The following is a 25,554-nucleotide window of genomic DNA, read 5'->3' as shown; positions in this document are numbered from 1 at the left end:
CCATGCCGGGATTGTTGTCGACAGACCCCGAATTGAACCGGATGCCGACCGAGCAGGATCTTGCCCGGCTCCAGTTCACGACGCTTCTGTACTATCTGCATTGCACCAATCCCGACAACGGCCTCGTGCGCGACAAGACACAGGAAGATGCACCCGCAAGTATTGCGGCGATCGGCATGGCGCTCGCGACGATCCCCGTGCTTATCGAGCGGGGCATTGTCATTCGCAAGTTCGCCGCAAAGATCGCGCGTCGACGGCTGCAGTTTCTTCTGCAATGTCCGCAAGGGCCGGAGCCGGACGCTTCGGGCTACAAGGGCTTCTTCTATCACTTCCTGGATATCGAGACCGGCAGGCGCGTTTGGGAATGCGAATTGTCGACGATCGACTCCGCCTTCCTTTTCGCCGGGGCACTGACGGTGGCCGCCTATTTTGACGGCGATACGCCGGATGAAATCGAAATTCGCCGGTCGGCAAATGCGCTCTATGAGCGTGCCGACTGGAACTGGGCCTGCGATCACGGACTTACGCTGACCCATGGCTGGCGGCCGGAGAACGGCTTCATTCCCTATCGCTGGCGCGGCTACGACGAGGGCCTGCTTCTCTACATACTCGGCCTCGGCTCGCCGACCCATCCGCTGCCGGCCGAAGCTTACGCCGCCTATACCGAAAGCTACGACTGGCGGAACCTTTACGGTCGCGAGTTGCTCTATTCGGGCCCTCTCTTCACGCACCAGCTCTCGCATATGTGGATCGATTTCCGCGGGATCCGTGACGAGTTCATGCGCGAACACAATAGCGACTACTTCCAGAACAGCCGGCACGCGACATTCGTCCAGCAGGAATATGCCATCCGCAATCCGCTGAATTTCGTCGGCTACGGCGAGCATTGCTGGGGCTTCACGGCGAGCGACGGGCCAGGCTGGACCAAGCGTACCGTGAACGGCAGCGAAAGGGAGTTTTTCGATTATCTCGCCCGCGGCGCGCCTTTCGGCCCGGATGACGGAACCGTGTCGCCCTGGGCCGTCGTCGCCTCGCTGCCGTTCGCGCCGGAGATCGTCATCCCGACAATCTGGAACTGCGCCCGCATGAAGCTCGGCATGACCAGGCTTTACGGCTTCAAGCCATCGTTCAACCGAAGCTTTCCGGTGGAAGGAACCGAAGCCGGTTGGTGGGTCAGCCCCTACCACTTCGGCATCGACCAGGGCCCGGTCGTCCTGATGATCGAGAACTACCGAACTGGCTTGCTGTGGAACATCATGCGCCGGTGCGCGCCCGTGGTGGTGGGTTTGAGGCGTGCAGGTTTTTCCGGCGGCTGGCTCTGAGGGCCAAACCAACAAAAGGTACTCAGATGGACAGCCAGCCAGTACCGATCAGAACGACCGCATTTCGTTTCGCAAGAGCTGTTCGATTTTTCCTGGCATCCGAGGTTGGCGGCAGAGCCAGGTGGATGTTTGCCGGGCTCATGGCGCTGCTCTTCGGCTTGAACGGCCTCAACGTCGTGAACAATTACGTCGGCCGCAATTTCATGACTGCGATCGCCGAGCGCCAGATGGATGAGTTCGTTCGGCAAGCGGTCTTTTACGTCTGTGTCTTTGCCGTCCTCACCGTTGTCGGCGTCATCGCGCGCTTTGTCGAAGAACGGCTGGCGCTGCTTTGGCGCGAGTTCCTGACGAGACGCGCCGTCGATCTCTATCTGGAGAATGAGGCCTACTATCGGCTGGAGGTCTCAGGGACGCTGAGCCACCCGGACCAGCGGATATCCGAAGACATCCAGGCATTCACGGTCACCACCCTCTCCTACATCATTATGCTGTTCAGCAGTACGCTGACGGTGGTGACGTTCTCAGGCGTGCTTTGGTCCATAAGTCCGCTGCTGTTTGTCGTGGCCGTGCTCTATGCGGCTTGCGGCTCCTACATGACGATCGTTTTGGGGCGCCCTCTCATCGGCCTGAACTATGAGCGACTCGACAAGGAAGCGAGCTTCAGGTCCAGCCTTATGCATGTGCGCGAAAACGCTGAATCGGTGATGGTGGCGAGCGTTGAAGGCCAGCAAAAGACGCGATTGATGCAGCGCCTCGATGATCTGGTCGCCAACATCCTCACCATTACCGCGGTTAACCGGAACCTGGCCTATTTTACGAGCGGCTACAATTGGATGATCCAGATCATCCCGGACTTGATCATTGCTCCGGCTTTCATGCGGGGGGAAATCGAATTCGGAGTGATCACGCAATCAGGCGCGGCCTTTGCCATGCTCGTGGGCGCGTTCTCCTTGATCGTTCGGCAATTCAACTCGATCTCAAACTTCGCCGCGGTGGTTTCCCGGCTGAGTTCCCTACTGGAAGCCATTGAAAAGAGCCGAGCAAGGGGTGGTGGGACCGGCATCGAACTGGTCAAGCAAGAGGGCGATTTGGTCTTCGACCAGGTGACGTTGGGCTCGGTTGGCGGCCGCGCATTGCTACACAATCTGTCGGTATCGATCCCACCGGGAACACCGGTGTTGATATCGGGGTCGCACGCGGCTGCAGGCGCAGCGCTCTTCAGGGCAACCGCCGGAATTCCGACCGCCGGCACCGGGCGGATCCTGCGCCCGAACGACCTGATGTTTCTACCGCAGCGCCCCTACCTGCCGCCGGGTTCGCTCCGGCAAATTCTTCTGCCTCCGGACTACCCGGGCGATGTCTCCGACAGTCGAATTCTTGAGGTCGTACAGGCTGTTGGTCTCGAAAACCTTGTTGGCGATGCTCGAGCACTGGAGAAGGAGCAGGACCGGGAAATGTCCTTGGGCGAGCAACAGCTCTTGGCTGTCGCCAAGGTGCTTCTCGCCAGACCGCGATATGTCTTTCTTGACCGGCTTGAAGCAACCCTCGGGCATGAAACCTTCCGGAAGGTACTGAACCTGCTTGCCGAGAGCTCGATCACCTGCATCAACAACGGCGAAGAAGGCGATGCGCGTGATCTCTACGAAGCTGTGCTGGATTGTCAGGAGGATGGCCGCTGGACATGGACCCATCGCTGAACATGACTGCTTCGCCTTGCGCCGCGCTCGGGGCAACATCAAGCGCGATGCGGCGGCGGCCAGAGCCTGTCACTTTGCGCCTGGCGGGCGCTGGCCCACCAGGCTAGCCGGACCTTTTCCCTCTTGCCAAGGCGCGCTCGCGGCAGCCAAGTGATCGCGGAAAACGACCGCTGTTACCGTGGGGCGACGATGCCCTGGTAGTAGTCGCCGTCACCGCCAACATAGCGCGTGCCACCACCGCCGGTCTGCGAGCAAGCGGCCAGAGTGACGAGTGCGAACAGCAATACGATCGTTCTCATGAAGTCGGTTCCTTTCGGGCCTTAACAGCGGCTATGTCCTTGAGACTAGTGGGTATATGAGGATTAGCGTACGGGACAAGCAGCATCTAGTCGGTGGTATAACAAAACGTTTGATCGTTGAAGATGTAATTTGTACCGGCGACCACCTGGCCGCTCGCGCACCCAGGATTTCCATGGATTTACGTGAATCTTGGTCAATAATCGATGAGCGCGCGGGCTAGATCGGCTGCTGCTTGTTCCCCCGCTCCCGCTCCTGCCAGTATCTGAGGCGAAGCCGCGGCGCCATGATCCAGGCGATGAACGGCGTCGTGACAAAGCACGCAACCACCAGCGCTGGGATCGAATACTTGGCGTTGTCGGCGAGAACCGGGATCGACAAAACCGTTACGATGCCGATCCCAAACAGAATGGCATTGATCATCAGGCCGACCATGATGGCGAGTTGCAGTCGGACGGACATTTCGACCTCCCCGAGCTTCGAGGCAACGTTGCACCCGAAGAAAACTTCCCGGCGCTGATTGTATCAGAGATCGCGAATTCGCGAAATGGTCGAAGGTGCAGGACCGCAACGGGCCGCGCCGGCGACAATGCGTCACGCATGGTGCGGCGCCCCTGTCGCGCGCGAAAATCCGCCCTATGCTCTTAGGCGAGTGATTGAAGACGCATGATCGCAACGCACGCAGGGCATCTGCGATGCGGCCTCGATCGTTGACGCCTGAGGGAGACCGCATGACGAGCCCATACGAAACGCTCGGCGTCAGCCGCGAAGCGACACAGAAGGACATCCAGAGCGCCTATCGCAAACTCGCCAAGAAATTGCACCCGGATCTTAACCCGGGAGACAAAGGAGCGGAGGACCGCTTCAAGGCGGTTTCAGCGGCCTATGCCCTCCTCAGTGACGAGGAGAAACGCGGCAAATATGATCGCGGCGAAATTGACGAGACGGGTGCAGAGACTGCGCCCCGCCACTACTACCGCGACTATGCTTCATCCGGAGATACGGCGGGACGCTACGAGAGCGCACATGGCTTTTCGGATTTCGCGGATGCGGACGATATTTTCTCGAGTTTCTTTTCCCGTCGTAGCGGCGGCCAGCAACAACGCCAGCGCGGGCGCGATCAGCACTTTTCCATGGAGATCGGCTTTCTCGATGCGGCCAACGGCACCAAGACCGAAATCAACCTGCCGGGTGGCGGACCGGTACTCGATCTCACCATCCCGCCCGGCACGCGCGACGGCCAGACGCTGCGGTTGCGTGGCAAGGGCGAGCCCGGGTTCAACGGTGCACCGGCCGGCGATGCGTTGATCGATATCCGCGTCAGGCCGCATCCTCTTTTTGCAGCCGATGGCGACGACGTGCGCTACGAGGTGCCGATCTCACTGAGTGAAGCGGTGCTCGGCGGCAAGATCCGGGTTCCGACGATCGACGGTGCGGTCAATGTCACGATCCCGCCGCACTCCAACACCGGCAAGACATTGCGTTTGAAGGGCAAGGGCCTGCACAAGTCCGGCGGCGGCCATGGCGATGCCTATGTCAGCCTGAAGATCGTGCTGCCGCAGACCCCCGATCCGGCGCTGTCCGCCTTCGTTGAGAGTTGGGCAGGCGGAAAGACGGAAGACCCGCGCAAAGGCATGGGAGGGCAGGCATGAACGACCGCGAATTTTGCGAACATCTCGACATCGAGGTGAAGGTCTTGCGCATCTGGATCGAACAGCGCTGGCTGATGCCAAGGGAGGCGGAAGCAGGCTGGCTTTTCGAAGAGGACGACCTTGCCCGCGCCCGTCTGATCCAGGATCTGACGGGTCCGATGGGCGTCAACGACGACGGCGTCGATGTCGCCATGCGGCTGCTCGACCAAATCCACGGCCTGCGCGGCCGCCTCGCTGTGTTGATGAACGCCATCCGCTCACAGGAGCCGGAGGTTCAGAGGTTGATCCTGTCAAGGGTCGAGGAAGAATAGTCTGCCGTTTCATCACGTTGGGCGCCCCGTTCATCGAAGAGGCCGATCGTCTCAGCGACGAACAACGTATCCACGAATTCCGTGAGATCGATAATTCGACCGTTGCGGAACGTGAACTTGTCTATGAGTTCGGTTTGGGCTTCGGTTTCAGATGGAATGAAGCGGACGGTTCCGGATCGGTGGGTCACGACGGTATCGCCATCGACATAGGTTCCGACTGTCTTCATCCCGCTGAGGTCCCAACTGTCCATGAGATCCAGGAACGTGCTGCGTACGCTTTCTGGCGTGTTCACCGCCATGGCCATCGGCCCGAGCCGGCCGCTTGCGGCGATGCGGAAACTGAATTCCGGATCGAGTTGGGCCATGATGGTATCAATGTCGTTGGCAATGCGGGCGCGATAGAGGGCCTGCACGGTGCGTTTCAGTTCGCTTGATCTAGGCATGGGGAGCCTCCCGTCCTTCTATTTGAGCGAGTGTGCTCGCACTTTAGGAACATCGCAAGTATAGGTGACTCGCCTCCGATGATGTCCTCGCGGAAGTCGGCTTTGCGGCGATCCCACCGATTTTCATAAAATGCGACCGCGCGTTTTCACCCGCCTTCAAGTGAAACTGAGCGAAAGGAAAGGATTGGCAACGAGAAGGTGTGCAGGACGTGACACAGGTCGTCACCGTATCCGCGACGACAGCGGCCTATGCAGCGGAAGCGCTGAAGCCGTCTGCACGCGTGCGGGGTGACGGTCCGACCGACGAAGCGATCACGCTGCTTTCGACCCGGCGCGCCGAGGAGCCCGCACTGACGCCGGTCTCGATCCCCAAGACCAAGGGCGCCCTGCCCCTCTCCTTCATGCTCATGAGCGCCGATGGCCGGTTGCCGGAACGCTCGGAAACCGAAGCGCTGCGCCGCTATCTCGAATTCATGCGCGATGACGACGACGGATCCGAGAAGCAGGAAAACGAAGGCCGGCAGGATGAACCGGCCGGCCAGGAGGATGAAAGCGACGCCGCCTGAGGCGAGCGTCGCAATCTCTCAATCAGTGATGCTTGCCGCCGCCGGCCGCCTCGCCGCCCTTGGCCGAACCGACCGGGAACGTCGCCTCGACCTTGCCGGCCCTTTCAAAGACGAGCGTGACGGGAACGGCTTCGCCTTCCTTGAACGGCGTCTTCACGTCCATGAACATCAGGTGCAGGCCGCCGGCCTTGAGCTCGACCGTTTCTCCGGCCGGTACGGCAACGCCGTCATCGAGCTTGCGCATCTTCATCACGTCGTTTTCCATTTTCATCTCGTGGATCTCGATGCGAGCGGCCGCGGGGCTTTCGACGGCCACGAGCCGATCCTCGCCTGCCCCGCCATTCCTGATCGTCAGGAAGCCGCCGCCGACCTTGGCGCCGGGCAGCATGGCCTTGACCGAGCCGCCTGATATCTCGAGATCGCCAAGTTTCGCTGCCCCGTCGGCAGCAGCCACTTGCCCACCATGGCCGGCATGGGGATCGGCAGCGTCGGCCATGGTTACCGTCACCGTCGGCGCCGGGCTCTTCAGGTCATGCGCATTCTGGCCCTCGGCAGCAACCTGATCCCAGACGACCTTGCCTTCGGTTCCGCAAAGCTGCGTGGTCGGGAAGGCAAGCACGGTCTCCTTGTCGAAACCCGAGACTTTGCCGCGAACGACGAAGGTGTCGTAGTAATCGTCCGAGAGGTTGCCGCCCTTCCAGCGGATTTCCACCGGGCCGGACGAAACTTTCTCGCCATGATTGTCGTAGGTTTTCTGGTAATCGCCCTTGATCACCTCGAGCTCCCAGCCGGGCTTCGGCTGCGGCTTGGCGAAGACAAAGCCTTCGGGCAGCTTGATCTGCACTTCCGTCGTCGGCTTGCCGTCGCAGCCGTGCGGCACCTGCAGCACCGCCTTGAAGGTGCTATCCACCGGCGCCGCGTCGTTTTCGAAGGTGGCGTGCGCGTGGGCGATACCGCTGGCAGCAAGGGTAAGGCCGAGCGAAAGCGAAGCCAGTCTGGTCGTGTTCATGTCGTAATCTCCTGACCACGGGGGTGGTCCAAGCCGCTTGAAGGCGGCGAATTGTCATGGGAATGCGTGAGGAGGATTACGAACGCGCAGGTGGCCCGCGCGAAGGCGGCAGCAGGCGCAGATGCTGATAGCGGGTGGCGCTCTCAGCGTGAACCGACGATAGCTGCCATTCGCCGGCATCGGCGCGAACGCTCTCGGTCGGCGGAACTGGCAGGAGGGTCGAACCTGAGAGCCGGCAGGCTTCGCAGATCGGGGCCATCGATTGGCCCTTGCCGCTTTGGTGGTCGACGCCGTCCAGGCCGAAGCAGATTTCGGCCATCGAACCATCAGGCAGCTGATAGGCGGCGATCTCGGCCGGCGTCAGCGTCTTGGCCATGAGCGGCTTGTGGGCAAAGGCCAGGAAAACAAGCGCGAATACGGCGACGAGCCGCACTGCTATCCCGAATTTTCCTTCGCGCCCTGTCATGGTCATCCCCGGTATTTCACTTGGGTTATCCTCAACCGGAGAAGAATGCAAAGACAGAATTGCCGCACCCGCCCGGGCTGCGGCCTTTGGTCGTGCGACAAAAATGTGTTTCACCGCGACACCGCCCCCTTGCCAAGCTCCCGCCTTCGCCGTTATCTGGAGACGATCTTGTTGGGAGAAGCCGGCTCAAACCGGTGCCGAAGGAGCAACCGCCCCGGAAACTCTCAGGCCAAAGGACCAGCAAGGTGCCGGTAGGACTCTGGAGAGAAGCGTTTTTGCGCTCGCCGAAGGGATAACAATCTCAGGCAAAGGGACAGAGGGGGCTCGAATCGACGGCGATTGACGCCGGAAGTGTGAGCCGGCGCGGGAGCGCCAGACCTGGAGGCCGGATTTGGAACAGAATCCCCATTTGAAACATACGCCGCTGCATGCGCTGCACCTTTCCTTGGGCGCACGCATGGTGCCCTTTGCCGGTTACGACATGCCGGTGCAGTACCCTGATGGCGTGATGAAGGAACACCAGCACACACGTGTTGCCGCCGGTCTCTTCGATGTCTCCCACATGGGCCAGGTCATCGTCCGGCCGAAGTCCGGCAAGATCGAAGACGCCGCACTTGCGCTTGAAAAGCTGGTGCCGGTCGATGTGCTCGGCCTTGGCGAGGGTCGGCAGCGCTATGCGATCTTCACCAATCTCGAAGGCGGCATCCTCGACGATTTGATGATTGCCAACCGTGGCGATCACCTGTTCCTGGTTGTCAACGCCGCTTGCAAGGATGCGGATTTCGAGCATCTGAAAAAGGGACTTGCCGACACCTGCGATGTCACCATGCTCGACGACCGCGCGCTGATCGCACTGCAGGGCCCGCATGCCGAAGCCGTGCTGGGCGAATTGTGGGCCGACGTCTCGGCCATGCGCTTCATGGACGTCGCCGAAGCCGATCTGCACGATGTTGCCTGCATCATTTCCCGCTCCGGCTACACCGGCGAAGACGGTTTCGAAATATCCATTCCCGTTGCATCCGCAGTGGATGTGACCCAGCGCCTGCTCGAACATCCTGATGTCAAGCCGATCGGCCTCGGCGCGCGTGATTCGTTGCGTCTCGAAGCGGGCCTTTGTCTCTATGGCAACGATATCGACACCACGACCACACCGGTCGAGGGCGCCATCGAATGGGCGATGCAGAAGGCCCGGCGGGCCGGCGGTGCCCGTGAGGGGGGCTTCCCCGGTGCCGATCGCATTCTCGGCCAGCTTGCCGATGGCGCCTCGCGCCGTCGTGTCGGCCTCAAGCCGGAGGGTCGCGCCCCTGTTCGTGGCGGCGCCAGCCTGTTTGCCGATTCCGAGGGCAAGACACTGGTCGGCCAGGTGACCTCGGGCGGCTTCGGTCCGTCCGTCGATGGCCCCGTCGCCATGGGTTACGTCGATGCCGGCCACATCGAATACGGCACCACCCTTTTTGCGGAAGTGCGCGGCAAGTACCTGCCTGTAGCGGTCGCCGCCCTGCCCTTTGTCAAACAAACCTACAAACGCTGATCAGGAGAGAGCGCACATGTTGAAGTTCACTGAGGAACACGAGTGGCTGAAGATCGAAGCTGGTGTTGCAACCGTCGGCATCACCGAGCACGCCGCCGGCCAGCTTGGCGACCTCGTCTTCGTTGAACTGCCGGAAACCGGCTCGACCTTCGCCAAGGGCGACACCGCTGCCACCGTCGAATCCGTCAAGGCAGCCTCCGACGTCTATTGTCCGCTTGACGGCGAAATCGTCGAGGTCAACCAGGCGATTGTCGACGACCCGTCGCTCGTCAACAGCGACCCGCAGGGTGCTGCCTGGTTCTTCAAGCTGAAGCTTGCCAACCCCAGCGAAGCCGACGCCCTTCTCGAAGAAGCGGCCTACAAGGAGCTCGTCGCCTGATGAGCATGCCCAAGGATTTCACCTTTACCGACTACAAGCCGTATGACTTCGCCAACCGGCGTCATATCGGCCCGTCGCCGGCCGAAATGGACGAGATGCTGAAGGTTGTCGGTTACCCGACGCTCGATGCGCTCATCGACGACACCGTGCCGCCGTCGATCCGCCAGAAGACGCCGCTCGCCTGGGGCGCGCCGATGACCGAGCGCGAGGCGCTCGACAAGATGCGCGAAACGGCCAATCGCAACCAGAAGCTCGTGTCGCTGATCGGCCAGGGCTATTACGGCACCATCACGCCGCCGGTGATCCAGCGCAACATCCTGGAAAACCCGGCCTGGTACACGGCCTATACGCCCTACCAGCCGGAAATCAGCCAGGGCCGCCTCGAAGCGCTGCTCAACTACCAGACCATGGTCTGCGACCTGACCGGTCTCGACGTCGCTAACGCGTCGTTGCTCGACGAAGCGACCGCTGCAGCAGAAGCCATGGCCATGGCCGAGCGCGTCTCGAAGTCGAAGGCCAAGGCCTTCTTCGTCGACGAGAACTGCCACCCGCAGACGATTGCGCTTCTGAAGACCCGCGCCGAGCCGCTCGGCTGGCAGATTGTCATCGGCAATCCCTTCACCGATCTCGATCCGGTCGACGTCTTCGGTGCGATCTTCCAGTATCCGGGCACCTACGGCCACGTGAACGATTTCACCGGCCTGATCGCCCGCCTGCACCAGACCGGCGCGATCGCGACCGTTGCCGCCGATCCGCTGGCGCTGGCGCTGCTGAAGTCGCCCGGCGAAATGGGCGCCGATATCGCGATCGGCTGCACCCAGCGCTTCGGCGTCCCGGTCGGCTACGGCGGCCCGCATGCGGCCTACATGGCGGTCAAGGATGCACACAAGCGTTCGATGCCGGGTCGCCTCGTCGGCGTTTCCGTCGATGCGCGCGGCAACCGCGCCTATCGCCTGTCGCTGCAGACCCGCGAACAGCACATCCGCCGCGAAAAGGCGACATCGAACATCTGCACCGCGCAGGTGCTGCTCGCCGTCATGGCCTCGATGTATGCCGTCTTCCACGGACCGAAGGGCATCAAGGCGATCGCCCAGAGCGTTCACCAGAAGACCGTTCGTCTTGCCATGGGCCTTGAAAAGCTCGGCTATACCGTCGAGCCCGACGTGTTCTTCGACACGATCACCGTCGAGGTCGGTAAGCTGCAGGGCATCATCCTCAAGACCGCGGTCGCCGAGGAAGTGAACCTGCGCAAGATCGGCGAGACCAAGATCGGCATCAGCCTTGACGAGCGCTCGCGCCCGGTCACGCTGGAAGCCGTCTGGCGCGCCTTCGGCGGCGACTTCAAGGTGGAACAGTTCGAGCCGGGTTACCGCCTGCCGCAGCCGCTGCTGCGCACCAGCGAGTATCTGATGCACCCGATCTTCCACATGAACCGCGCAGAAAGCGAGATGACGCGCTACATCCGCCGTCTGTCGGACCGCGACCTCGCGCTCGACCGGGCGATGATCCCGCTCGGCTCCTGCACGATGAAGCTCAACGCGACCGCGGAAATGCTGCCGATCACCTGGCCGGAATTCTCCGAGATCCATCCCTTCGTGCCGAAGGATCAGGCGGCTGGCTACCAGCACATGATCGAGGACCTGTCGGAGAAGCTCTGCGCCGTCACCGGCTATGACGCGATCTCGATGCAGCCGAACTCCGGCGCGCAAGGCGAGTATGCCGGTCTGCTGACGATCCGCGCCTACCACCTGGCGCAGGGCAACGATCATCGCGACGTTTGCCTGATCCCGACCTCGGCGCACGGCACCAACCCGGCGTCTGCCCAGATGGCCGGCATGAAGGTCGTCGTCATCAAGGTGAGCGACAACGGCGACATCGACATGGATGATTTCCGTGCGAAAGCAGAGCAGTACGCGGAAAACCTCTCGTGCTGCATGATCACCTACCCCTCGACGCACGGCGTGTTCGAAGAGAACGTGCGTGAGGTCTGCGAGATCGTGCACAAGCACGGCGGCCAGGTTTACTTGGACGGTGCCAACATGAACGCCATGGTCGGCCTTGCCCGCCCCGGCGACATCGGCTCCGACGTCAGCCACCTGAACCTGCACAAGACCTTCTGCATTCCGCATGGCGGCGGCGGTCCCGGCATGGGCCCGATCGGCGTCAAGGCGCATCTCGCCCCTTATCTGCCCGGCCATCCGGAAACGGACGGACACGAGGGTGCGGTCTCGGCGGCTCCCTTCGGCTCGGCTTCGATCCTGCCGATCTCCTGGAGCTACTGCCTGATGATGGGCGGCGAAGGCCTGACCCAGGCGACCAAGGTGGCGATCCTCAACGCCAACTACATTGCCGCTCGGCTGAAGGGCGCCTATGAGGTGCTCTACAAGTCGTCCAAGGGCCGCGTGGCGCATGAGTGCATCATCGACACCCGTCCGCTGGTCGAAAGCGCCGGCGTCACCGTTGACGATGTGGCCAAGCGCCTGATCGACTGCGGTTTCCATGCGCCGACCATGAGCTGGCCGGTTGCCGGCACGCTGATGATCGAGCCGACGGAATCGGAAACCAAGGCCGAAATCGACCGTTTCTGCGATGCGATGCTGGCAATCCGCGAGGAAGCCCGCGCCATCGAGGAAGGCCGCATGGACAAGGTCAACAACCCGCTGAAGAACGCACCGCACACGGTCGAAGACCTGGTCGGCGAGTGGGATCGTCCCTACTCGCGCGAACAGGCCTGCTACCCGCCGGGCGCCTTCCGGGTCGACAAGTACTGGTCGCCGGTCAACCGCGTCGACAACGTCTTTGGCGACCGCAATCTCGTCTGCACCTGCCCGCCGCTGGAAAGTTACGCGGAAGCGGCAGAGTAACGTCAATAGAACCGGCGGGGCGCTCGCTCCGCCGGTTTCCTCAGAGCCTTCCGGCGCCCGTGGCAGCGCGCAGCGCGTGCCCTCATCCAGATTGATTCCCGAAATCTACAAGGATCGACACTACAGCGCCGCGCGTCTTATCAGACGTGCAAAGGTCGCTGTAGCACATTGAATTGCTGCATGTTTTTGTCCTTTAACCGGCTACGATTAAAGGAAACATGCAGTTGGACATGACGCGTTCGTCCGCCCGCTTTTTTTGGGGGTGCGCGCTTACCGACGCGTGGTCATTCCGGGAGGCAGGATGGTGTTTTCAATCCAGAAGCGGACGAAGGCCTCGGCAAAGTGCCTGTAGCCCGCGACCGAAGCAGGTTTGGCGACGTAGGCATTGGCACCGGCGCGGTAGCAATGGAGCACGTCGGTCGGGTTGCTGGACGACGTCAGCACAATGACCGGGATCAGGACGGTCGCCTGCGCCCTGCGGATGCGCCGCAGAAGCTCGATACCGTCGCTGCCGGGCATTTTGATATCCAGGAGCACATAGTCGAAATGGGTGTGGGCAAGCTGGGCGATCGCGTCGTCCGCATCCGCCGCCAGCACCAGATCGATGGTCTCGTCGATCTGTGCGAAGGCACGCATGACGAAGCGCGCGTCGTGCGCGTCGTCCTCCACCAAGAGCAGTCGCTTTGGCGTCGAGACCACCTGTTCCGCCCTAGTTTGCCTTCCGTAGCCGCCTCGGAAGAAGCACGATGAAACGTGCGCCTTCGCGGAAGGTGGTGTCAAGTCGGATCGAGCCGTCGTGGCTTTCGGCTATGCGCTTGGCAAGTGCCAGACCGATTCCCGTGCCGCCATAGACGGTCTCGTCCTTGTGCAGCCGCTGGAACACTTCGAAGATACGCGTCGAAAAGCGCGGGTCGATGCCGATGCCATTGTCTTCAACCACCAGCTCGAAGATCTGATCGGCGACACCGCCGTGAATGCGGATCACCGGTTGGCGGTCGGCGTGCCGATACTTGATCGCATTGCCGATCAGGTTCTGGACCAGGCGCCGGAGAAGCTCAGGATCCCCTTCCACTTTCGGCAGGTCGCCAATCTCGAAGGTTGCCTGCGCATCCTGTACGTCACTGGCAAGTATGGTCAGTGTCTCGGCAACAATGTCTGCGAGCCGCACCTCCGTCCAATGGGTGATCCGGTGCGCGATCTGCGCATAGTCGAGCAGGCTGTCGATCACCCGGTTCATCCGCTTCACGCTGTCGCGCAGATGACGCGCATTCTCGGCGAGTTCAGCCTGGTCTCCTGCCGCCAGATCGTCCTCGATCATTTCGGAGAACATGGCGATGTGTCTGAGCGGCGCTTTGAGATCATGGGAGACCGTCGCGGTGAATTGATCGAGCGCCTCGTTCTTATGCTCGAGTTCCTGCCTCTGGCGCTCGAGCACGAGCTCGGCGCGCTTGAGATCGGTGACGTCCACGCGTGCGACGACGGTGTTGCCATCCTTCGCCTTGATGTTCTCCACGCGCAGCCAACGATCATCGGCATAGCGGTATATCTTGGGTCGACCATCAGGGTGACGGAAATCGCGCAGGCGCGAAGCGATCCACTCGTCGCCCTCGCGGGTGCCTGGCAAGGCATCCGGATAATGACCGCCCTGTCGCGCCAAAAGCAGGATCTCCTCGGCCGTGATGCCGGGCTTCAGCGCCGCGCCGGCCGGCCCACAGATGGCCTGATACGCCCTGTTATAGACGACCAGCCGTTCTTGCCGGTCGAAAATGGCAAAGCCCTCTGGCATCGCTTCCAGCGCTGCGTTGAGCATCTCGGAAGCTTTCTGCCGCTCGCTCACAGCCTCCGTCAGATCCGAAACGTCGCGGATGATGCCGATGAGCGCCAGTTCCGCGCCCTGATCGTCGAGCAGCGGCGTCGTGCGAAGGTGGCCGGAAAATGTCGATCCGTCGCGCCTGACATAGAGATAGTTCGACGTCCGGGCGGCCGTTTCATCGACGCGTGCCGCGCGGTTCCGCAGGCGCTTCTCGTATTCCGCGTCGTTGGCGTAGATCAGCCGCACCGAGCGGTCGATGAATTCTTCGGCGGTATAGCCGAACTGGTGCAGGGCGGCATTGTTTGCGGAGCGGATGACGCGCTCGGCGTCGATGATGATCACCGGATCGGGAAACGTCTCGTAGAGCGCCTTGAAGACGAGATCCTCATTGAACGCCGCCATGCCCAATCCCCTGTTCCATGTCCAAGCATCTCAGCAGAAAAATGGCCCGGCGAAAACCGGGCCGACCTATCTGTTTGAAGGAATGGAGGAAACTTAGTTGGCGCGCACCACCGCATCGCCCTGTGCGGCCAGAGCCGCGAGGTCGGCGGGCTTCAGTTCGACCGATTCGCCGCAGCCGCAGGCGGACGTCTGGTTCGGATTGTTGAAGGTGAATCCGGAGCGTAGCGTCGTGACTTCGAAATCCATCTGCGTGCCAAGCAGGTAGAGCACGGCTTCTGGCGCGACCCAGACCCTGGCGCCCTGATGTTCGATCAGGTCGTCCTTGGGGTTGGGCTCGGTCACCAGGTCGACGGCATACTCCATGCCGGCGCAGCCACCCTTCTTGATGCCGACGCGAATGCCCTTGGCATCGGCACCGGCGCCTTCGACGATCGAACGGACGCGGTCGGCGGCCGAATCGGTCAGGCTCATTACGGCAAAGCCCATGGGCTCATTCTCCTTGTCGTCACCGGGGTAAAGGCCCGGCGCCTTACAGAATCAAATGTAGTATCCGTGCCTTAACGGATCAATATGCAGGTCTCGGCTCAGTACCAGCCGACCGCGACCTGCGCCTCCTCGGACATGCGGTCCGGTGTCCACGGCGGATCGAAGGTCATCGAGACTTCGACGCCCGACACGCCCTCGACGGCGCCGACGGCATTCTCGACCCAGCCCGGCATCTCGCCGGCAACCGGGCAGCCCGGTGCGGTCAGCGTCATGTCGATCTTGACCATCCGGTCGTCTTCGATGTCGATCTTGTAGATGAGGCCAAGCTCAAAGATGTCGGCCGGGATTTCCGGATCGTAGACGGTCTTCAGTGCGGCGATGATATCGTCGCTGAGGCGCGCCAGTTCCTCGGCCGGGATCGCCGAATGCACGATGCCCTCGCGAACATCGACCTTTTCTTCCGTTGCATCAAGGCTCATATCGGCCTCCTGGACTTTCTCTTTTGGTTCAAAAGACTACGAGAACTCTTTGAACCTTTTACCAACTTCTTAGGCGAAAAACTTGCGTGCATGCTCCAGCGCGTCCGCCAGTGCGTCCACCTCGGCCCTGGTATTATAGAGGCCGAAAGATGCACGGCATGTGGAGGTAACACCGAAGCGTTTCAAGAGCGGCTGGGCGCAATGCGTGCCGGCACGAACTGCGACCCCGGCACGATCGATGACCATCGAGACGTCGTGGGAATGGATGCCCGCGATCTCGAAGGCAAAGATGCTGCCCTTGTCGGGCGCGTCGCCGAAAACCCGAAGCGAATTGACCGCCGAAAGACGCTCGCGCGCATAGGCTGTCAGGTCCGCCTCATGCGCCTGGATCGCTGCGCGGCCGAGCTTTTCCATATAGTCGAGCGCATAGCCAAGCCCGATCGCCTGCACGATCGGCGGCGTGCCGGCCTCGAAGCGGTGCGGCGGATCGTTGTACGTGACGTGATCTTCGGTCACCACCTCGATCATCTCGCCGCCGCCGAGGAACGGCCGCATTTCCTTCAGTCGGTCCATCTTGCCGTAGAGCACGCCGACGCCGGAGGGGCCGTAAAGCTTGTGGCCGGTCATCACATACCAGTCGCAATCGATGTCCTGGACGTCGACCGGCATGTGCACGGCGCCCTGGCTGCCGTCGACCAGAACAGGAATGCCGCGTTCGCGAGCGATGCGGCAGATCTCCTTGACCGGAACCACCGTACCCAGCGCGTTCGACATATGGGTGATGGCGATGAGCTTGGTGCGGTCCGTCAGGCATTTGACGAAGTCTTCGACATGGAAGGCGCCGTTCTCATCCACCGGTGCCCAGACAAGCTTGGCGCCCTGGCGCTCACGGATGAAGTGCCAGGGAACGATGTTGGAGTGGTGCTCCATGATCGACAGCACGATCTCGTCGCCCTCGCCGAGCTTCGGCATGCCGTAGCCATAGGCGACCGTGTTGATCGCCTCGGTCGAGGATTTGGTGAAGATGATGTTGTCGGGCGACGGGGCGTTCAGGAAGCGGCGCACCTTTTCGCGCGCCGCCTCATAGGCTTCCGTCGCGGCATTAGACAGGAAATGCAGGCCGCGATGGACGTTGGCATATTCGTTGGAATAGGCATGGGCCACCGCGTCGATCACGACCTGTGGTTTCTGCGCCGATGCGCCGTTGTCGAGGTAGACAAGCGGCTTGCCATAAACGGTTCGCGATAGGATCGGGAAATCCTTGCGGATCGCTTCGACGTCGTAGGCGGGCACCGGTACAGAGTGTTCCATGTCTTTCAATCCAATTGCACTACAGCGCCGCGCGTCTTTTAAGACGCGCTAAGGTCGCTGTAACATGTTGAACTGCTGCATAATTTTATCCTTAAATCGATTCCGATTTAAGGAATTATGCAGTAGCCTCTTAGGCGTGCTTGTCGAGCCAGGTCGAGATAACATCTTCGAGTGCCTCAACCAGCGCCTCGTCGTCTTCCAGTTCTTCGACGATCTCGGCAACGAAGGCCTTGACGAGCATCGCTCGTGCCATGTTCTCCGGAATGCCGCGCGCCAGCATGTAGAAGAGCTGCGTATGGTCGATATCGGCAACCGTCGCGCCGTGGCCGCACTGAACGTCGTCGGCGAAGATTTCGAGTTCCGGCTTCGCCGAGAAGTCGGCGTCATCGGACAGAAGCAGCGTGTTGCACGCCATCTTCGCATCGGTCTTCTGCGCGTCCTTGGCGACTAGGATCTTGCCCTGGAAAACACCCTTGGCGCGATCGAAGACGACGCTGCGGATGATCTCCGTCGAGGTCGTGTGCGGCACGTCGTGGCCGAGCGTAAAGGTGACATCCGTGTGGCTTTCGCCGCCGAGCAGGTTGATGCCGCGCAGCTTGAAATCTGCGCCCTCGCCGCTCGTCTTGCCGTGGATCTCCTGACGCACCAGCTTACCGCCGGCATTGATCAGGAAGAGATGCAGCTTGGCGTTCTTGCCGAGGTCGAAGCGGATCTGGCCGAGATGGGTATCGGCAGCGCCCTGTTGCTGCAGGATGATCCAGATGATCTCGGAACCTTCCGCAAGCGTCACGTCGCTGACAGACGAGACGAAGCTCTCGCCGGCATCGGTCGAAAGATGCCGCTCGATCACGGTTGCCTTGGTGTTGGCGCCGAAAGCGACCGGGAAGCGCGTGTGGGCCTGGCCGAGGCTCTGCACCAGCTGGATTTCCAGTGGATCTTCCAGAGCAGTTTCAGCAGCCACGTCGATTTCGAGACCGCCGCGAACAAGACCGCCATTGATGCGGCCGATCGCGTCGTCGAAACCGAGCACGGCGAGGCCGGCGGCCGCCGAACCGTCGAGCAGGCTGTCGACATAGGAACGGACGGTCACGCCATCAGGCAGGCTACCCTTGACCTCAGCCTGGCCGTTGCGGACGGAAAGTACGGTCGAGCCCGGAACCAGCGCATCGACGCGATCGGCAAAGGCCGTCGGGTCGGCTGCCGGCACCGCGCGCAGCAGGGTGCGCAGGTCGGTGTAGTGCCAGGATTCGACGCGACGGGTCGGCAGGCCTGCCGTCTTCAGTTCGTGCACCAGCGTGTCACGAACCGAAAGCACCGATCCGTCGCCCGGCAAATCGCCGATCTGCGCGGTATAGGCATCGACGAGCGCCGTCTCGGCCGCCGTCATCTTGATTGCCTGTTGCATATTCATTCGAACACTCCTTCAACAGGCGTCAAGCCGCGGCATCGATGATGTCGGCGTAGCCGTTGGCTTCGAGTTCGTGCGCCAACATCTTGTCGCCCGACTTGATGACTTGGCCCTTGTAGAGGACGTGCACCGTGTCCGGAACGATATAATCGAGCAGGCGCTGGTAGTGGGTGATGACGACGACGGCGCGGTCCGGCGAGCGCAGCGCGTTGACGCCGTCGGCGACGATCTTCAGCGCGTCGATGTCGAGGCCCGAGTCTGTCTCGTCGAGCACGCACAGCTTCGGCTGGAGCAGCGACATCTGCAGGATTTCGGCGCGCTTCTTCTCACCGCCGGAGAAGCCGACATTCAGCGGACGGCGCAGCATTTCCGGAGCGATCTTCAGCTCGGCTGCAGCTTCCTTGACGCGGCGCATGAATTCCGGCGTCGTCAGTTCGTCTTCGCCGCGATACTTGCGCTGCTCGTTCATTGCCACCTTCAGGAACTGCATGGTGGCAACGCCGGGGATTTCGACCGGATACTGGAAGGCAAGGAAGATGCCCTTGGCCGCACGCTCGGAAGCGTCGAGCTCCAGGATGCTTTCGCCGTTATAGAGGATGTCGCCTTCGGTGACTTCGTAGTCTTCACGGCCCGAGAGGATGTAGGAGAGCGTCGACTTGCCGGAGCCGTTCGGGCCCATGATGGCAGTAACTTCGCCGGCCTTCACCGTGAGGTTCAGGCCACGGATGATTTCGGTGCCATCTTCGGCGATGCGGGCGTGCAGGTTCTTGATTTCAAGCATTTCTATCGTCCTCTTGGGAAACGAACGTTTGTTCGCGCGCAAACACGACGTGCGCGCCATTCAATATTCAGTTCAGGGCCTTAGCCGACGGAGCCTTCCAGCGAGATGCCGATCAGCTTCTGCGCTTCGACGGCGAATTCCATCGGCAGTTCCTGGATGACTTCCTTGACGAAGCCATTGACGATCAGTGCGATCGCCGCTTCAGTCGGGATGCCGCGCTGCAGGCAGTAGAACAGCTGGTCCTCGGAGATCTTGGACGTCGTCGCTTCATGCTCGAACTGTGCCGTCGAGTTCTTCGCCTCGATATAGGGCACGGTGTGCGCGCCGCACTTGTCGCCGATCAAAAGCGAATCGCACTGGGTGAAGTTGCGGGCGTTCTCGGCCTTGCGGTGGGCCGAGACCTGGCCGCGATAGGTGTTTTCCGAAACGCCGGCAGCGATGCCCTTGGAGACGATGCGGCTCGACGTGTTCTTGCCGAGGTGGATCATCTTGGTGCCCGAGTCGATCTGCTGGTGGCCGTTCGAGACGGCGATCGAATAGAACTCGCCGCGCGAACCGTCGCCGCGCAGGATGCAGGATGGATACTTCCAGGTGATCGCCGAGCCGGTTTCGACCTGCGTCCAGGAGATCTTGGAGTTCTTGCCACGGCAATCGCCACGCTTGGTGACGAAGTTGTAGATGCCGCCCTTGCCTTCCTTGTCGCCGGGATACCAGTTCTGCACCGTCGAATACTTGATCTCGGCCTCATCGAGGGCGACGAGCTCGACGACGGCAGCGTGAAGCTGGTTCTCGTCGCGCTGCGGCGCCGTGCAGCCTTCGAGATAGGACACGTAAGCGCCTTCCTCGGCGATAATCAGCGTCCGCTCGAACTGGCCGGTGTTCTTCTCGTTGATGCGGAAATAGGTGGAAAGCTCCATCGGGCAACGAACGCCCTTCGGCACGTAGACGAAGGAACCGTCGGTGAAGACCGCGGAGTTCAGCGTCGCATAGTAGTTGTCGGTCGTCGGAACGACGGAGCCGAGATACTTCTGCACCAGCTCGGGATGTTCGCGGATCGCCTCGGAGATCGACATGAAGATCACGCCGGCCTTCTTCAGCTCTTCCTTGAAGGTGGTGACGACCGAGACGCTGTCGAACACGGCATCGACGGCGATCCTCGACTTCTGCACGCCGGCGAGGATTTCCTGTTCCTTCAGCGGAATGCCGAGCTTTTCGTAGACCTTGAGGATTTCGGGGTCGACCTCGTCGAGCGACGTCGGACCGGTGAGGCCCTTCGGCGCTGCGTAGTAGTAGATGTCATTGAAGTCGATCTTCGGATAGCTGACGCGGGCCCAGGTCGGCTCCTCGAGCGTCAACCAGCGGCGATAGGCGCCAAGGCGCCACTCGAGCATCCATTCCGGCTCGTTCTTCTTGGCCGAAATGAAGCGGATGATGTCTTCCGACAGGCCCTTCGGGGCCTTCTCGACTTCGATGGTCGTTTCGAAGCCGTATTTGTACTGGTCGACGTCGATCTGACGGACCTGATCAATGGTCTCCTGCACGGCAGGCATGTCGTTCTCCAATCTTTCCGGATCCAAGGTCCGGTAGCTTGTCAACACGATGCGACGTGGCGCACCGCTTATGTAATGGCTAAAAGGCGCTTTTCACCCTGTTTGCCAAGCGGAAAATTGCTTTTCCGCAATTTCGTCCCATCGCCCCGCCTTAAGCCGCCTGTCCCGGTGCCCGGCGTCGTGCTGCTACCTTTGCGAAGGCCGCGGCGCAACGTTCGATTTCAGCCGCCGTCGTCGCCTCGCCGATCGAAATTCGCAGCGCACCCTGGCGCGGATCGTAGCCCATCGCCATCAGCACGTGACTCTGTCCCACCTTGCCGGACGAACAGGCCGATCCGGCCGAAAGCGCGACGCCTTCGAGGTCGAAGGCGATCTGTCCCGTCTCGGCTTTGAGGCCAGGAAGCGTGAAGAACGTCGTGTTGCCAACGCGCGAAACGTCGCGGCCGTGTATGACCACATCCGTTGCCGCTTTCAGCATCTCGCCTTCGAGCTTGTCGCGCAACGCTCCAACGGCGCTCATCCGCTGGCCGACGCCTTCGCCGACCTTTCTGGCGGCGGCGGCAAAGCCGGCAATCGCCGCAGGATTTTCAGTCCCTGAACGATGCCCCTTTTCCTGCCCTCCGCCGCGGATCAGCGGCACCGGCATCATGATCTCGCCGCGCGCGACGAGTGCACCGGCACCCTTGGGGCCACCGATCTTGTGCGAAGAGAGAATGAGAAAATCGGCGTTCAGCTCTTCGATCGCCAGCGGCAGCCGGCCCGCGGCCTGCACCGCGTCGACGACAAGTATACCACCTTTGGCGCGAACGATTTCGGCAATCTCGGCAATTGGCTGGATGATTCCGGTCTCATTGTTGACCAGCATGACGGCGACCATCGGCAAGCCAAGTTCACGGTCATGCGCGGCGAGCAGCTCGCGAAGCACCTGAAGATCGACGATTCCCGCAGAGGTCACGGGGATTTCGCTTACGGCATCGCGCTGAAAGCGCCCGCCTTCGCGCACTGCCGGGTGTTCGATGGCCGACGCATAGAGCCGGCTGATCTTGAGCGGTGTGCGGCCCATGCGGAAATCGGGCGTCAGTACCAGATTGGCCGCTTCCGTCGCACCGCTGGTAAAGATGACGCTGGCAGCTTTCGCACCGCAAAGGGCGGCCACATCACGGCGGGCATTTTCGATGAGCGTGCGCAGCGCGCGGCCCTCGCCATGGACGGAAGAAGGGTTGCCGACGAGGTCAAGCGCGAACAGGCAGGCCTCGCGCGCTTCGTTCAGAAGCGGCGCCGTGGCGTTCCAGTCCATGTAGATGCGCGAACCCGACATGATTTCCTTCGCTAGAACAACAGGCCGCAAGCCGGCAACCTCTGGCGATGCATTTTCCTTGAATTTTCCGCGTCGCTTGCCTTAAGAGACGAAGCACAAGGCGGAATGCCCGCACAGAAGTTTTGAACGGTTCTAAACTAGGTTTTAGAAAAGCTGACTGCTTTCGTCAAGACTGATCGCGATCTGAACCCAAGATTCGAACCAGGAACACTCCCGGAGAGCCAATGCCCGAAATCATTTTCAACGGACCTGCCGGCCGCCTCGAAGGCCGTTATCAGCCTTCGAAGCAGAAGAGCGCGCCGATCGCCATCATCCTGCACCCGCACCCGCAGTTCGGCGGCACGATGAACAACCAGATTGTCTACCAGCTCTTCTATATGTTCCAGAAGCGCGGCTTCACCACGCTTCGTTTCAATTTCCGTGGCATCGGTCGCAGCCAGGGTGAGTTCGACCACGGCGCCGGCGAACTGTCGGATGCGGCGTCCGCGCTCGATTGGGTGCAGAGCCTGCATCCGGATTCCAAGAGCTGCTGGGTTGCCGGCTATTCCTTCGGCGCCTGGATCGGCATGCAGCTCCTGATGCGCCGTCCGGAGATCGAAGGCTTCATGGCCGTGGCACCGCAGCCGAACATCTACGACTTCTCGTTCCTGGCGCCCTGCCCGTCTTCCGGCCTGATCATCAACGGCGATTCCGACAAGGTCGCGCCGGAGAAGGACGTAAACGGTCTCGTCGAGAAGCTGAAGGCGCAGAAGGGCATTCTCATCACCCACCGCACGGTTCCCGGCGCCAACCACTTCTTCAATGGTCAGGTCGATGGACTGATGGGCGAATGCGAGGACTATCTCGACCGTCGCCTGAACGGCGAACTGACGCCGGAGCCGGCCGCCAAGCGCATTCGCTGACCGTTTGGTAGATTGAACAGTAGAGCCGTGCGTTCTTCGGACCGCACGGCTCTTTTCGTTTGCGGGCGAGCCCTGCTGACGTTTGAGCGCCTGTGCTGCGTCGCCGCTACCCTCACTAACTCCGAAGACCGGTCGTCCTTCACCCGGTGGGGTGATTTCAGAGCCGCGCAAACGGCGTATGGTGCAAGCCTGAGCTGTTTGCTGGATGGTGGTGTTATTCTGAGTTGATCCGTTTGTCCGTGCTGGCGTGCGAGTCACGCCAGGCGCTTTTTTTGGGGGGGAGAGCGATGACGGGAATGTTGGGCGTTTCACTTGGCGAGACGAAATGGCAGACCCTTCCGGAAACTCCGGCGCTTCCAGCGGCCACGCGGAACGGGATGGTACCGGTATCGGGTGCGGAGATCTGGTATTCGGTCTACGGCTCAGGCGAGCCCGTTATCATGTTGCATGGAGGCCTGGCCAATTCCGAATATTGGGGGCGCCAGGTTCCTGAACTCGCCAAGTTCTACCAAGTCATCGTTCTCGACAGCCGCGGCCACGGCCGCAGCACCTGCGGCAACCTTGTCGGTTACGACCTCATGGTTTCCGACGTCGTCGGGCTGATGGAACAGCTGAAAATATCCAGAAGTGCCATTGTCGGCTGGAGCGACGGTGCCATTACCGGCCTCAAGCTGGCGATGCTGCATCCCGAGCGGGTCAGCGGCGTATTCGCCTTCGGGGCAAACAGCAACCCGTCCGGAACCTTCGATCTAACCAATAGCGCCATGTTCAACGCATACGAGGCCCGGGCCCGCGTCGAATACGAGCGGTTATCCCGCACTCCCGGCGGATACGCTGCCTTCTATGATCAGATGCTGAAGATGTGGACCTCACAGCCAAACATGGCGGACCGCGATCTCCAGGGAATCCGGGTTCCCGTCTGGGTCGTGGATGGCGATCATGAGGAAGTCATCAAACGAACGGACACATTGTTCATCGCCGACAATATTCCGAACTCCGGTTTGCTGATCCAACCGGAAGTCAGTCACTTCTCCCTCTTGCAGGATCCTGACCAGTTCACTCAGGACATTTTTCGCTTTCTGCAGGCGAAGGGTATCGGCAAGATATCCGGTGCCCTTGCGGACGCCCGTCCAAGTTACGCTTGAGCCCGTTGCTTCTAGAGCGCCGTGCGTTTTGAAGAACGCACTAAGGTCGCTCTAGCACTTTGTTTCTAGAGCATCTTTCCGCTTTCAAGTGATTCCACTTGAAAGCGGCATGCTCTAGGGGCGGCTGGCCCACTGCGGCACGGTGGGATTGACGACCGTGGTCGGCGTCTCCGTGCATTCGACCCGATTGCGCCCGTTCGCCTTGGCCGAGTAGAGCGCCATGTCGGCGCGCTGCATGACGGGATCCAAGGCCTCGCCGCTGCCGACGACGGTGACGCCGAAGCTCGCCGTCACGCGTGCCGCTTCCGGCAGGCCGGCGATCTGCTGGGACATGATGGCAGCGCGCATGCCGTGCGCGACGACGCGCGCTTCTGACAAGTCCGTGCAGGGCAGAAACACCGCGAATTCCTCACCGCCAAGGCGACCGGCCACGGCACGGTTTGGCATGACGTCCATCAGCACCCGCGCAAAACGACGGATCACCTCGTCGCCGGCGAGGTGGCCATAGGTGTCATTGACCAGCTTGAAGCGATCGAGGTCGGCGAGGATAAGCGTGCCCGGCGTCTGGGTCGCACGCGCATGCAAGAGCGGCATGACGCGATCCATGAAGCCACGGCGATTGTAGAGCCCCGAAAGCAGGTCGATTTCCGAACGGGCCTGAACATCGTCGACGATGTCCTTCACCATCACGCCGAGCATGGCAAGCCCTGCCCCGACGATCAGCATTGCGCCGAGTGCCTGGGAAATGAGCGCGAATGGGCTCGAGACGTAGTCCTGGGCGGTGACGCCCGAGCCGGCCGCAACGGCGGCATAGATTTTCACGAGATAATAGAGCGAGCAGAGCGCCAGAAGACCGAAAAGCAGCCAGTCGAAGAACGAGCGTCGCCCCGAGCGCAGCACCACGGACGCGGTCCACACCTGGATCAGGAAGAAAGGCATCTGGTAAGGGATGGCGTGCTGCCAGGTGCCGCGCGGCAGATCGAAGATCGCCATGTCCAGCGCAACGCCCACGACGAAACACGCGGCAAGCACCGGCCAACGCACAGGAACCTGATAGAAGAGGCCGAGGCCGAACCGCAGAAGACAGAAGCCGCCAAGCACGCAGGCGAAGGCGCCGATGGCAAAGAGCCGCGGTGTGGACGAGAAGGGAACGATCGCTTCGCAAACGGCAGCAAGCGAGGCGACGGTAAAACCGGCCGCGCACCACAGTGCCGCGCGGCGCTGTCGGCTCTTTACGGCAATGGTGAGGAATGCGACCGTGAAAATCTGCGCAATGATAAAGTTCACAGCCAGCAGAGAAATCGCACCACCCATCGAAGAACCCGAAACCTTCGTCCTGCGGCTAGCCGCCTTTCGCCACCTCCGGCGGTCGCGGAGGCCGATCCTAATTGGCCGATGCGAAGAATTGATTAATCCGTTCGG

Annotated in this window: 25 protein-coding genes and 1 riboswitch; of the genes, 10 read left to right on the top strand and 15 right to left on the bottom strand. The window is 61.3% G+C overall.

What is annotated here, in order from left to right; all coding sequences use genetic code 11:
* Window positions 1-2 precede the first annotated feature (2 nt).
* Both V7S54_RS06880 and V7S54_RS06875 read left to right on the top strand, forming a co-directional pair.
* Window positions 3-1,322, top strand: coding sequence for a glucoamylase family protein (locus V7S54_RS06880; RefSeq protein WP_065373642.1), 1,320 nt, complete (start codon window positions 3-5; stop codon window positions 1,320-1,322).
* Between the two features lie 26 nt (window positions 1,323-1,348).
* On the top strand, window positions 1,349-3,019 hold the full coding sequence (locus tag V7S54_RS06875; protein ID WP_065373641.1) for an ABC transporter ATP-binding protein/permease: 1,671 nt from the start codon (window positions 1,349-1,351) through the stop codon (window positions 3,017-3,019).
* A 173-nt stretch (window positions 3,020-3,192) separates the two neighbouring features.
* Here V7S54_RS06875 and V7S54_RS06870 read toward each other — a convergent pair whose 3' ends face one another.
* Both V7S54_RS06870 and V7S54_RS06865 read right to left on the bottom strand, forming a co-directional pair.
* Window positions 3,193-3,318, bottom strand: coding sequence for a hypothetical protein (locus V7S54_RS06870; RefSeq protein WP_268753030.1), 126 nt, complete (start codon window positions 3,316-3,318; stop codon window positions 3,193-3,195).
* Between the two features lie 217 nt (window positions 3,319-3,535).
* Window positions 3,536-3,778: a hypothetical protein gene (locus V7S54_RS06865; RefSeq protein WP_065373640.1), complete on the bottom strand. Its 243-nt coding sequence runs from the start codon at window positions 3,776-3,778 to the stop codon at window positions 3,536-3,538.
* 269 nt (window positions 3,779-4,047) lie between these two features.
* Here V7S54_RS06865 and V7S54_RS06860 point away from each other — a divergent pair, with 269 nt between their 5' ends.
* Both V7S54_RS06860 and V7S54_RS06855 read left to right on the top strand, forming a co-directional pair.
* On the top strand, window positions 4,048-4,968 hold the full coding sequence (locus V7S54_RS06860) for a DnaJ C-terminal domain-containing protein (protein WP_065373639.1): 921 nt from the start codon (window positions 4,048-4,050) through the stop codon (window positions 4,966-4,968).
* Entirely contained in the window at window positions 4,965-5,279 is a 315-nt protein-coding gene (locus V7S54_RS06855; protein ID WP_065373638.1) for a chaperone modulator CbpM, read from the top strand. Before V7S54_RS06860 ends, V7S54_RS06855 begins: the two co-directional genes overlap by 4 nt.
* Here the strand turns inward: V7S54_RS06855 and V7S54_RS06850 are convergent.
* Complete coding sequence (locus V7S54_RS06850) at window positions 5,243-5,722, bottom strand: nuclear transport factor 2 family protein (protein ID WP_065373637.1); 480 nt, start codon at window positions 5,720-5,722, stop codon at window positions 5,243-5,245. The genes V7S54_RS06855 and V7S54_RS06850 overlap by 37 nt on opposite strands.
* Before the next feature lie 209 nt (window positions 5,723-5,931).
* Between V7S54_RS06850 and V7S54_RS06845 the strand changes: the two genes are divergently transcribed.
* A complete protein-coding gene (locus V7S54_RS06845) occupies window positions 5,932-6,288 on the top strand; it encodes a hypothetical protein (protein ID WP_336408395.1) in 357 nt (118 codons plus the stop codon).
* A gap of 22 nt (window positions 6,289-6,310) precedes the next feature.
* Here the strand turns inward: V7S54_RS06845 and V7S54_RS06840 are convergent, their stop codons facing one another.
* Together V7S54_RS06840 and V7S54_RS06835 are read right to left on the bottom strand one after the other, a co-directional pair.
* Window positions 6,311-7,297 (bottom strand): DUF1775 domain-containing protein, encoded by a 987-nt coding sequence (locus V7S54_RS06840; protein ID WP_065373636.1) that lies wholly within the window; start codon window positions 7,295-7,297, stop codon window positions 6,311-6,313.
* Between the two features lie 76 nt (window positions 7,298-7,373).
* Window positions 7,374-7,763, bottom strand: a complete 390-nt coding sequence (locus V7S54_RS06835; RefSeq protein ID WP_065373752.1) for a hypothetical protein — start codon at window positions 7,761-7,763, stop codon at window positions 7,374-7,376.
* A 162-nt stretch (window positions 7,764-7,925) separates the two neighbouring features.
* Window positions 7,926-8,013, top strand: a riboswitch (glycine riboswitch).
* A gap of 141 nt (window positions 8,014-8,154) precedes the next feature.
* On the opposite strand from V7S54_RS06835, the gene gcvT reads away from it, so the two are divergent.
* The 3 genes from gcvT to gcvP are packed head-to-tail and all read left to right on the top strand — an operon-like array spanning window position 8,155 to window position 12,537.
* Window positions 8,155-9,294 carry a glycine cleavage system aminomethyltransferase GcvT gene (gene gcvT / locus V7S54_RS06830; RefSeq protein ID WP_065373635.1) on the top strand — a complete coding sequence of 380 codons (1,140 nt, stop codon included), beginning with the start codon at window positions 8,155-8,157 and terminating at the stop codon, window positions 9,292-9,294.
* 16 nt (window positions 9,295-9,310) lie between these two features.
* Window positions 9,311-9,673 carry a glycine cleavage system protein GcvH gene (gene gcvH, locus V7S54_RS06825; RefSeq protein WP_057250234.1) on the top strand — a complete coding sequence of 121 codons (363 nt, stop codon included), beginning with the start codon at window positions 9,311-9,313 and terminating at the stop codon, window positions 9,671-9,673.
* Window positions 9,673-12,537, top strand: coding sequence for an aminomethyl-transferring glycine dehydrogenase (gene gcvP, locus V7S54_RS06820; RefSeq protein WP_065373634.1), 2,865 nt, complete (start codon window positions 9,673-9,675; stop codon window positions 12,535-12,537). The genes gcvH and gcvP overlap by 1 nt, the downstream gene beginning before the upstream one ends.
* A 270-nt stretch (window positions 12,538-12,807) precedes the next feature.
* Here the strand turns inward: gcvP and V7S54_RS06815 are convergent, their stop codons facing one another.
* The 9 genes from V7S54_RS06815 to V7S54_RS06775 form a co-directional block, all read right to left on the bottom strand.
* On the bottom strand, window positions 12,808-13,236 hold the full coding sequence (locus V7S54_RS06815; protein WP_065373633.1) for a response regulator: 429 nt from the start codon (window positions 13,234-13,236) through the stop codon (window positions 12,808-12,810).
* 10 nt (window positions 13,237-13,246) lie between these two features.
* Window positions 13,247-14,752: a sensor histidine kinase gene (locus V7S54_RS06810; RefSeq protein ID WP_065373632.1), complete on the bottom strand. Its 1,506-nt coding sequence runs from the start codon at window positions 14,750-14,752 to the stop codon at window positions 13,247-13,249.
* 93 nt (window positions 14,753-14,845) lie between these two features.
* Window positions 14,846-15,238, bottom strand: coding sequence for a Fe-S cluster assembly scaffold SufA (gene sufA / locus V7S54_RS06805; protein WP_057250226.1), 393 nt, complete (start codon window positions 15,236-15,238; stop codon window positions 14,846-14,848).
* 98 nt (window positions 15,239-15,336) lie between these two features.
* A complete protein-coding gene (locus V7S54_RS06800) occupies window positions 15,337-15,717 on the bottom strand; it encodes an SUF system Fe-S cluster assembly protein (protein ID WP_065373631.1) in 381 nt (126 codons plus the stop codon).
* A gap of 69 nt (window positions 15,718-15,786) precedes the next feature.
* Window positions 15,787-17,028: a cysteine desulfurase gene (locus tag V7S54_RS06795; RefSeq protein WP_065373630.1), complete on the bottom strand. Its 1,242-nt coding sequence runs from the start codon at window positions 17,026-17,028 to the stop codon at window positions 15,787-15,789.
* 130 nt (window positions 17,029-17,158) lie between these two features.
* Window positions 17,159-18,439, bottom strand: coding sequence for a Fe-S cluster assembly protein SufD (gene sufD, locus V7S54_RS06790; protein ID WP_065373629.1), 1,281 nt, complete (start codon window positions 18,437-18,439; stop codon window positions 17,159-17,161).
* Between the two features lie 22 nt (window positions 18,440-18,461).
* Complete coding sequence (sufC, locus tag V7S54_RS06785) at window positions 18,462-19,217, bottom strand: Fe-S cluster assembly ATPase SufC (RefSeq protein WP_065373628.1); 756 nt, start codon at window positions 19,215-19,217, stop codon at window positions 18,462-18,464.
* Between the two features lie 80 nt (window positions 19,218-19,297).
* Window positions 19,298-20,767 (bottom strand): Fe-S cluster assembly protein SufB, encoded by a 1,470-nt coding sequence (gene sufB, locus V7S54_RS06780; RefSeq protein WP_058328235.1) that lies wholly within the window; start codon window positions 20,765-20,767, stop codon window positions 19,298-19,300.
* 151 nt (window positions 20,768-20,918) lie between these two features.
* On the bottom strand, window positions 20,919-22,085 hold the full coding sequence (locus V7S54_RS06775) for a cysteine desulfurase family protein (protein WP_065373627.1): 1,167 nt from the start codon (window positions 22,083-22,085) through the stop codon (window positions 20,919-20,921).
* A gap of 224 nt (window positions 22,086-22,309) precedes the next feature.
* On the opposite strand from V7S54_RS06775, the gene V7S54_RS06770 reads away from it, so the two are divergent.
* Window positions 22,310-22,987: an alpha/beta hydrolase gene (locus tag V7S54_RS06770; protein WP_057250211.1), complete on the top strand. Its 678-nt coding sequence runs from the start codon at window positions 22,310-22,312 to the stop codon at window positions 22,985-22,987.
* A 296-nt stretch (window positions 22,988-23,283) separates the two neighbouring features.
* Window positions 23,284-24,132 carry an alpha/beta fold hydrolase gene (locus V7S54_RS06765; protein WP_065373626.1) on the top strand — a complete coding sequence of 283 codons (849 nt, stop codon included), beginning with the start codon at window positions 23,284-23,286 and terminating at the stop codon, window positions 24,130-24,132.
* Between the two features lie 114 nt (window positions 24,133-24,246).
* Here V7S54_RS06765 and V7S54_RS06760 read toward each other — a convergent pair whose 3' ends face one another.
* Window positions 24,247-25,446, bottom strand: coding sequence for a GGDEF domain-containing protein (locus V7S54_RS06760; RefSeq protein WP_065373625.1), 1,200 nt, complete (start codon window positions 25,444-25,446; stop codon window positions 24,247-24,249).
* Between the last annotated feature and the right edge of the window lie 108 nt (window positions 25,447-25,554).

Source organism: Ensifer sp. CCNWLY38 (assembly GCF_037120565.1).
GTDB classification, from domain to species: Bacteria; Pseudomonadota; Alphaproteobacteria; order Rhizobiales; family Rhizobiaceae; genus Ensifer; species Ensifer adhaerens_H.
Note: the sequence above shows the minus strand (reverse complement) of the source record. Positions and strands in the feature narration are given on the sequence as shown.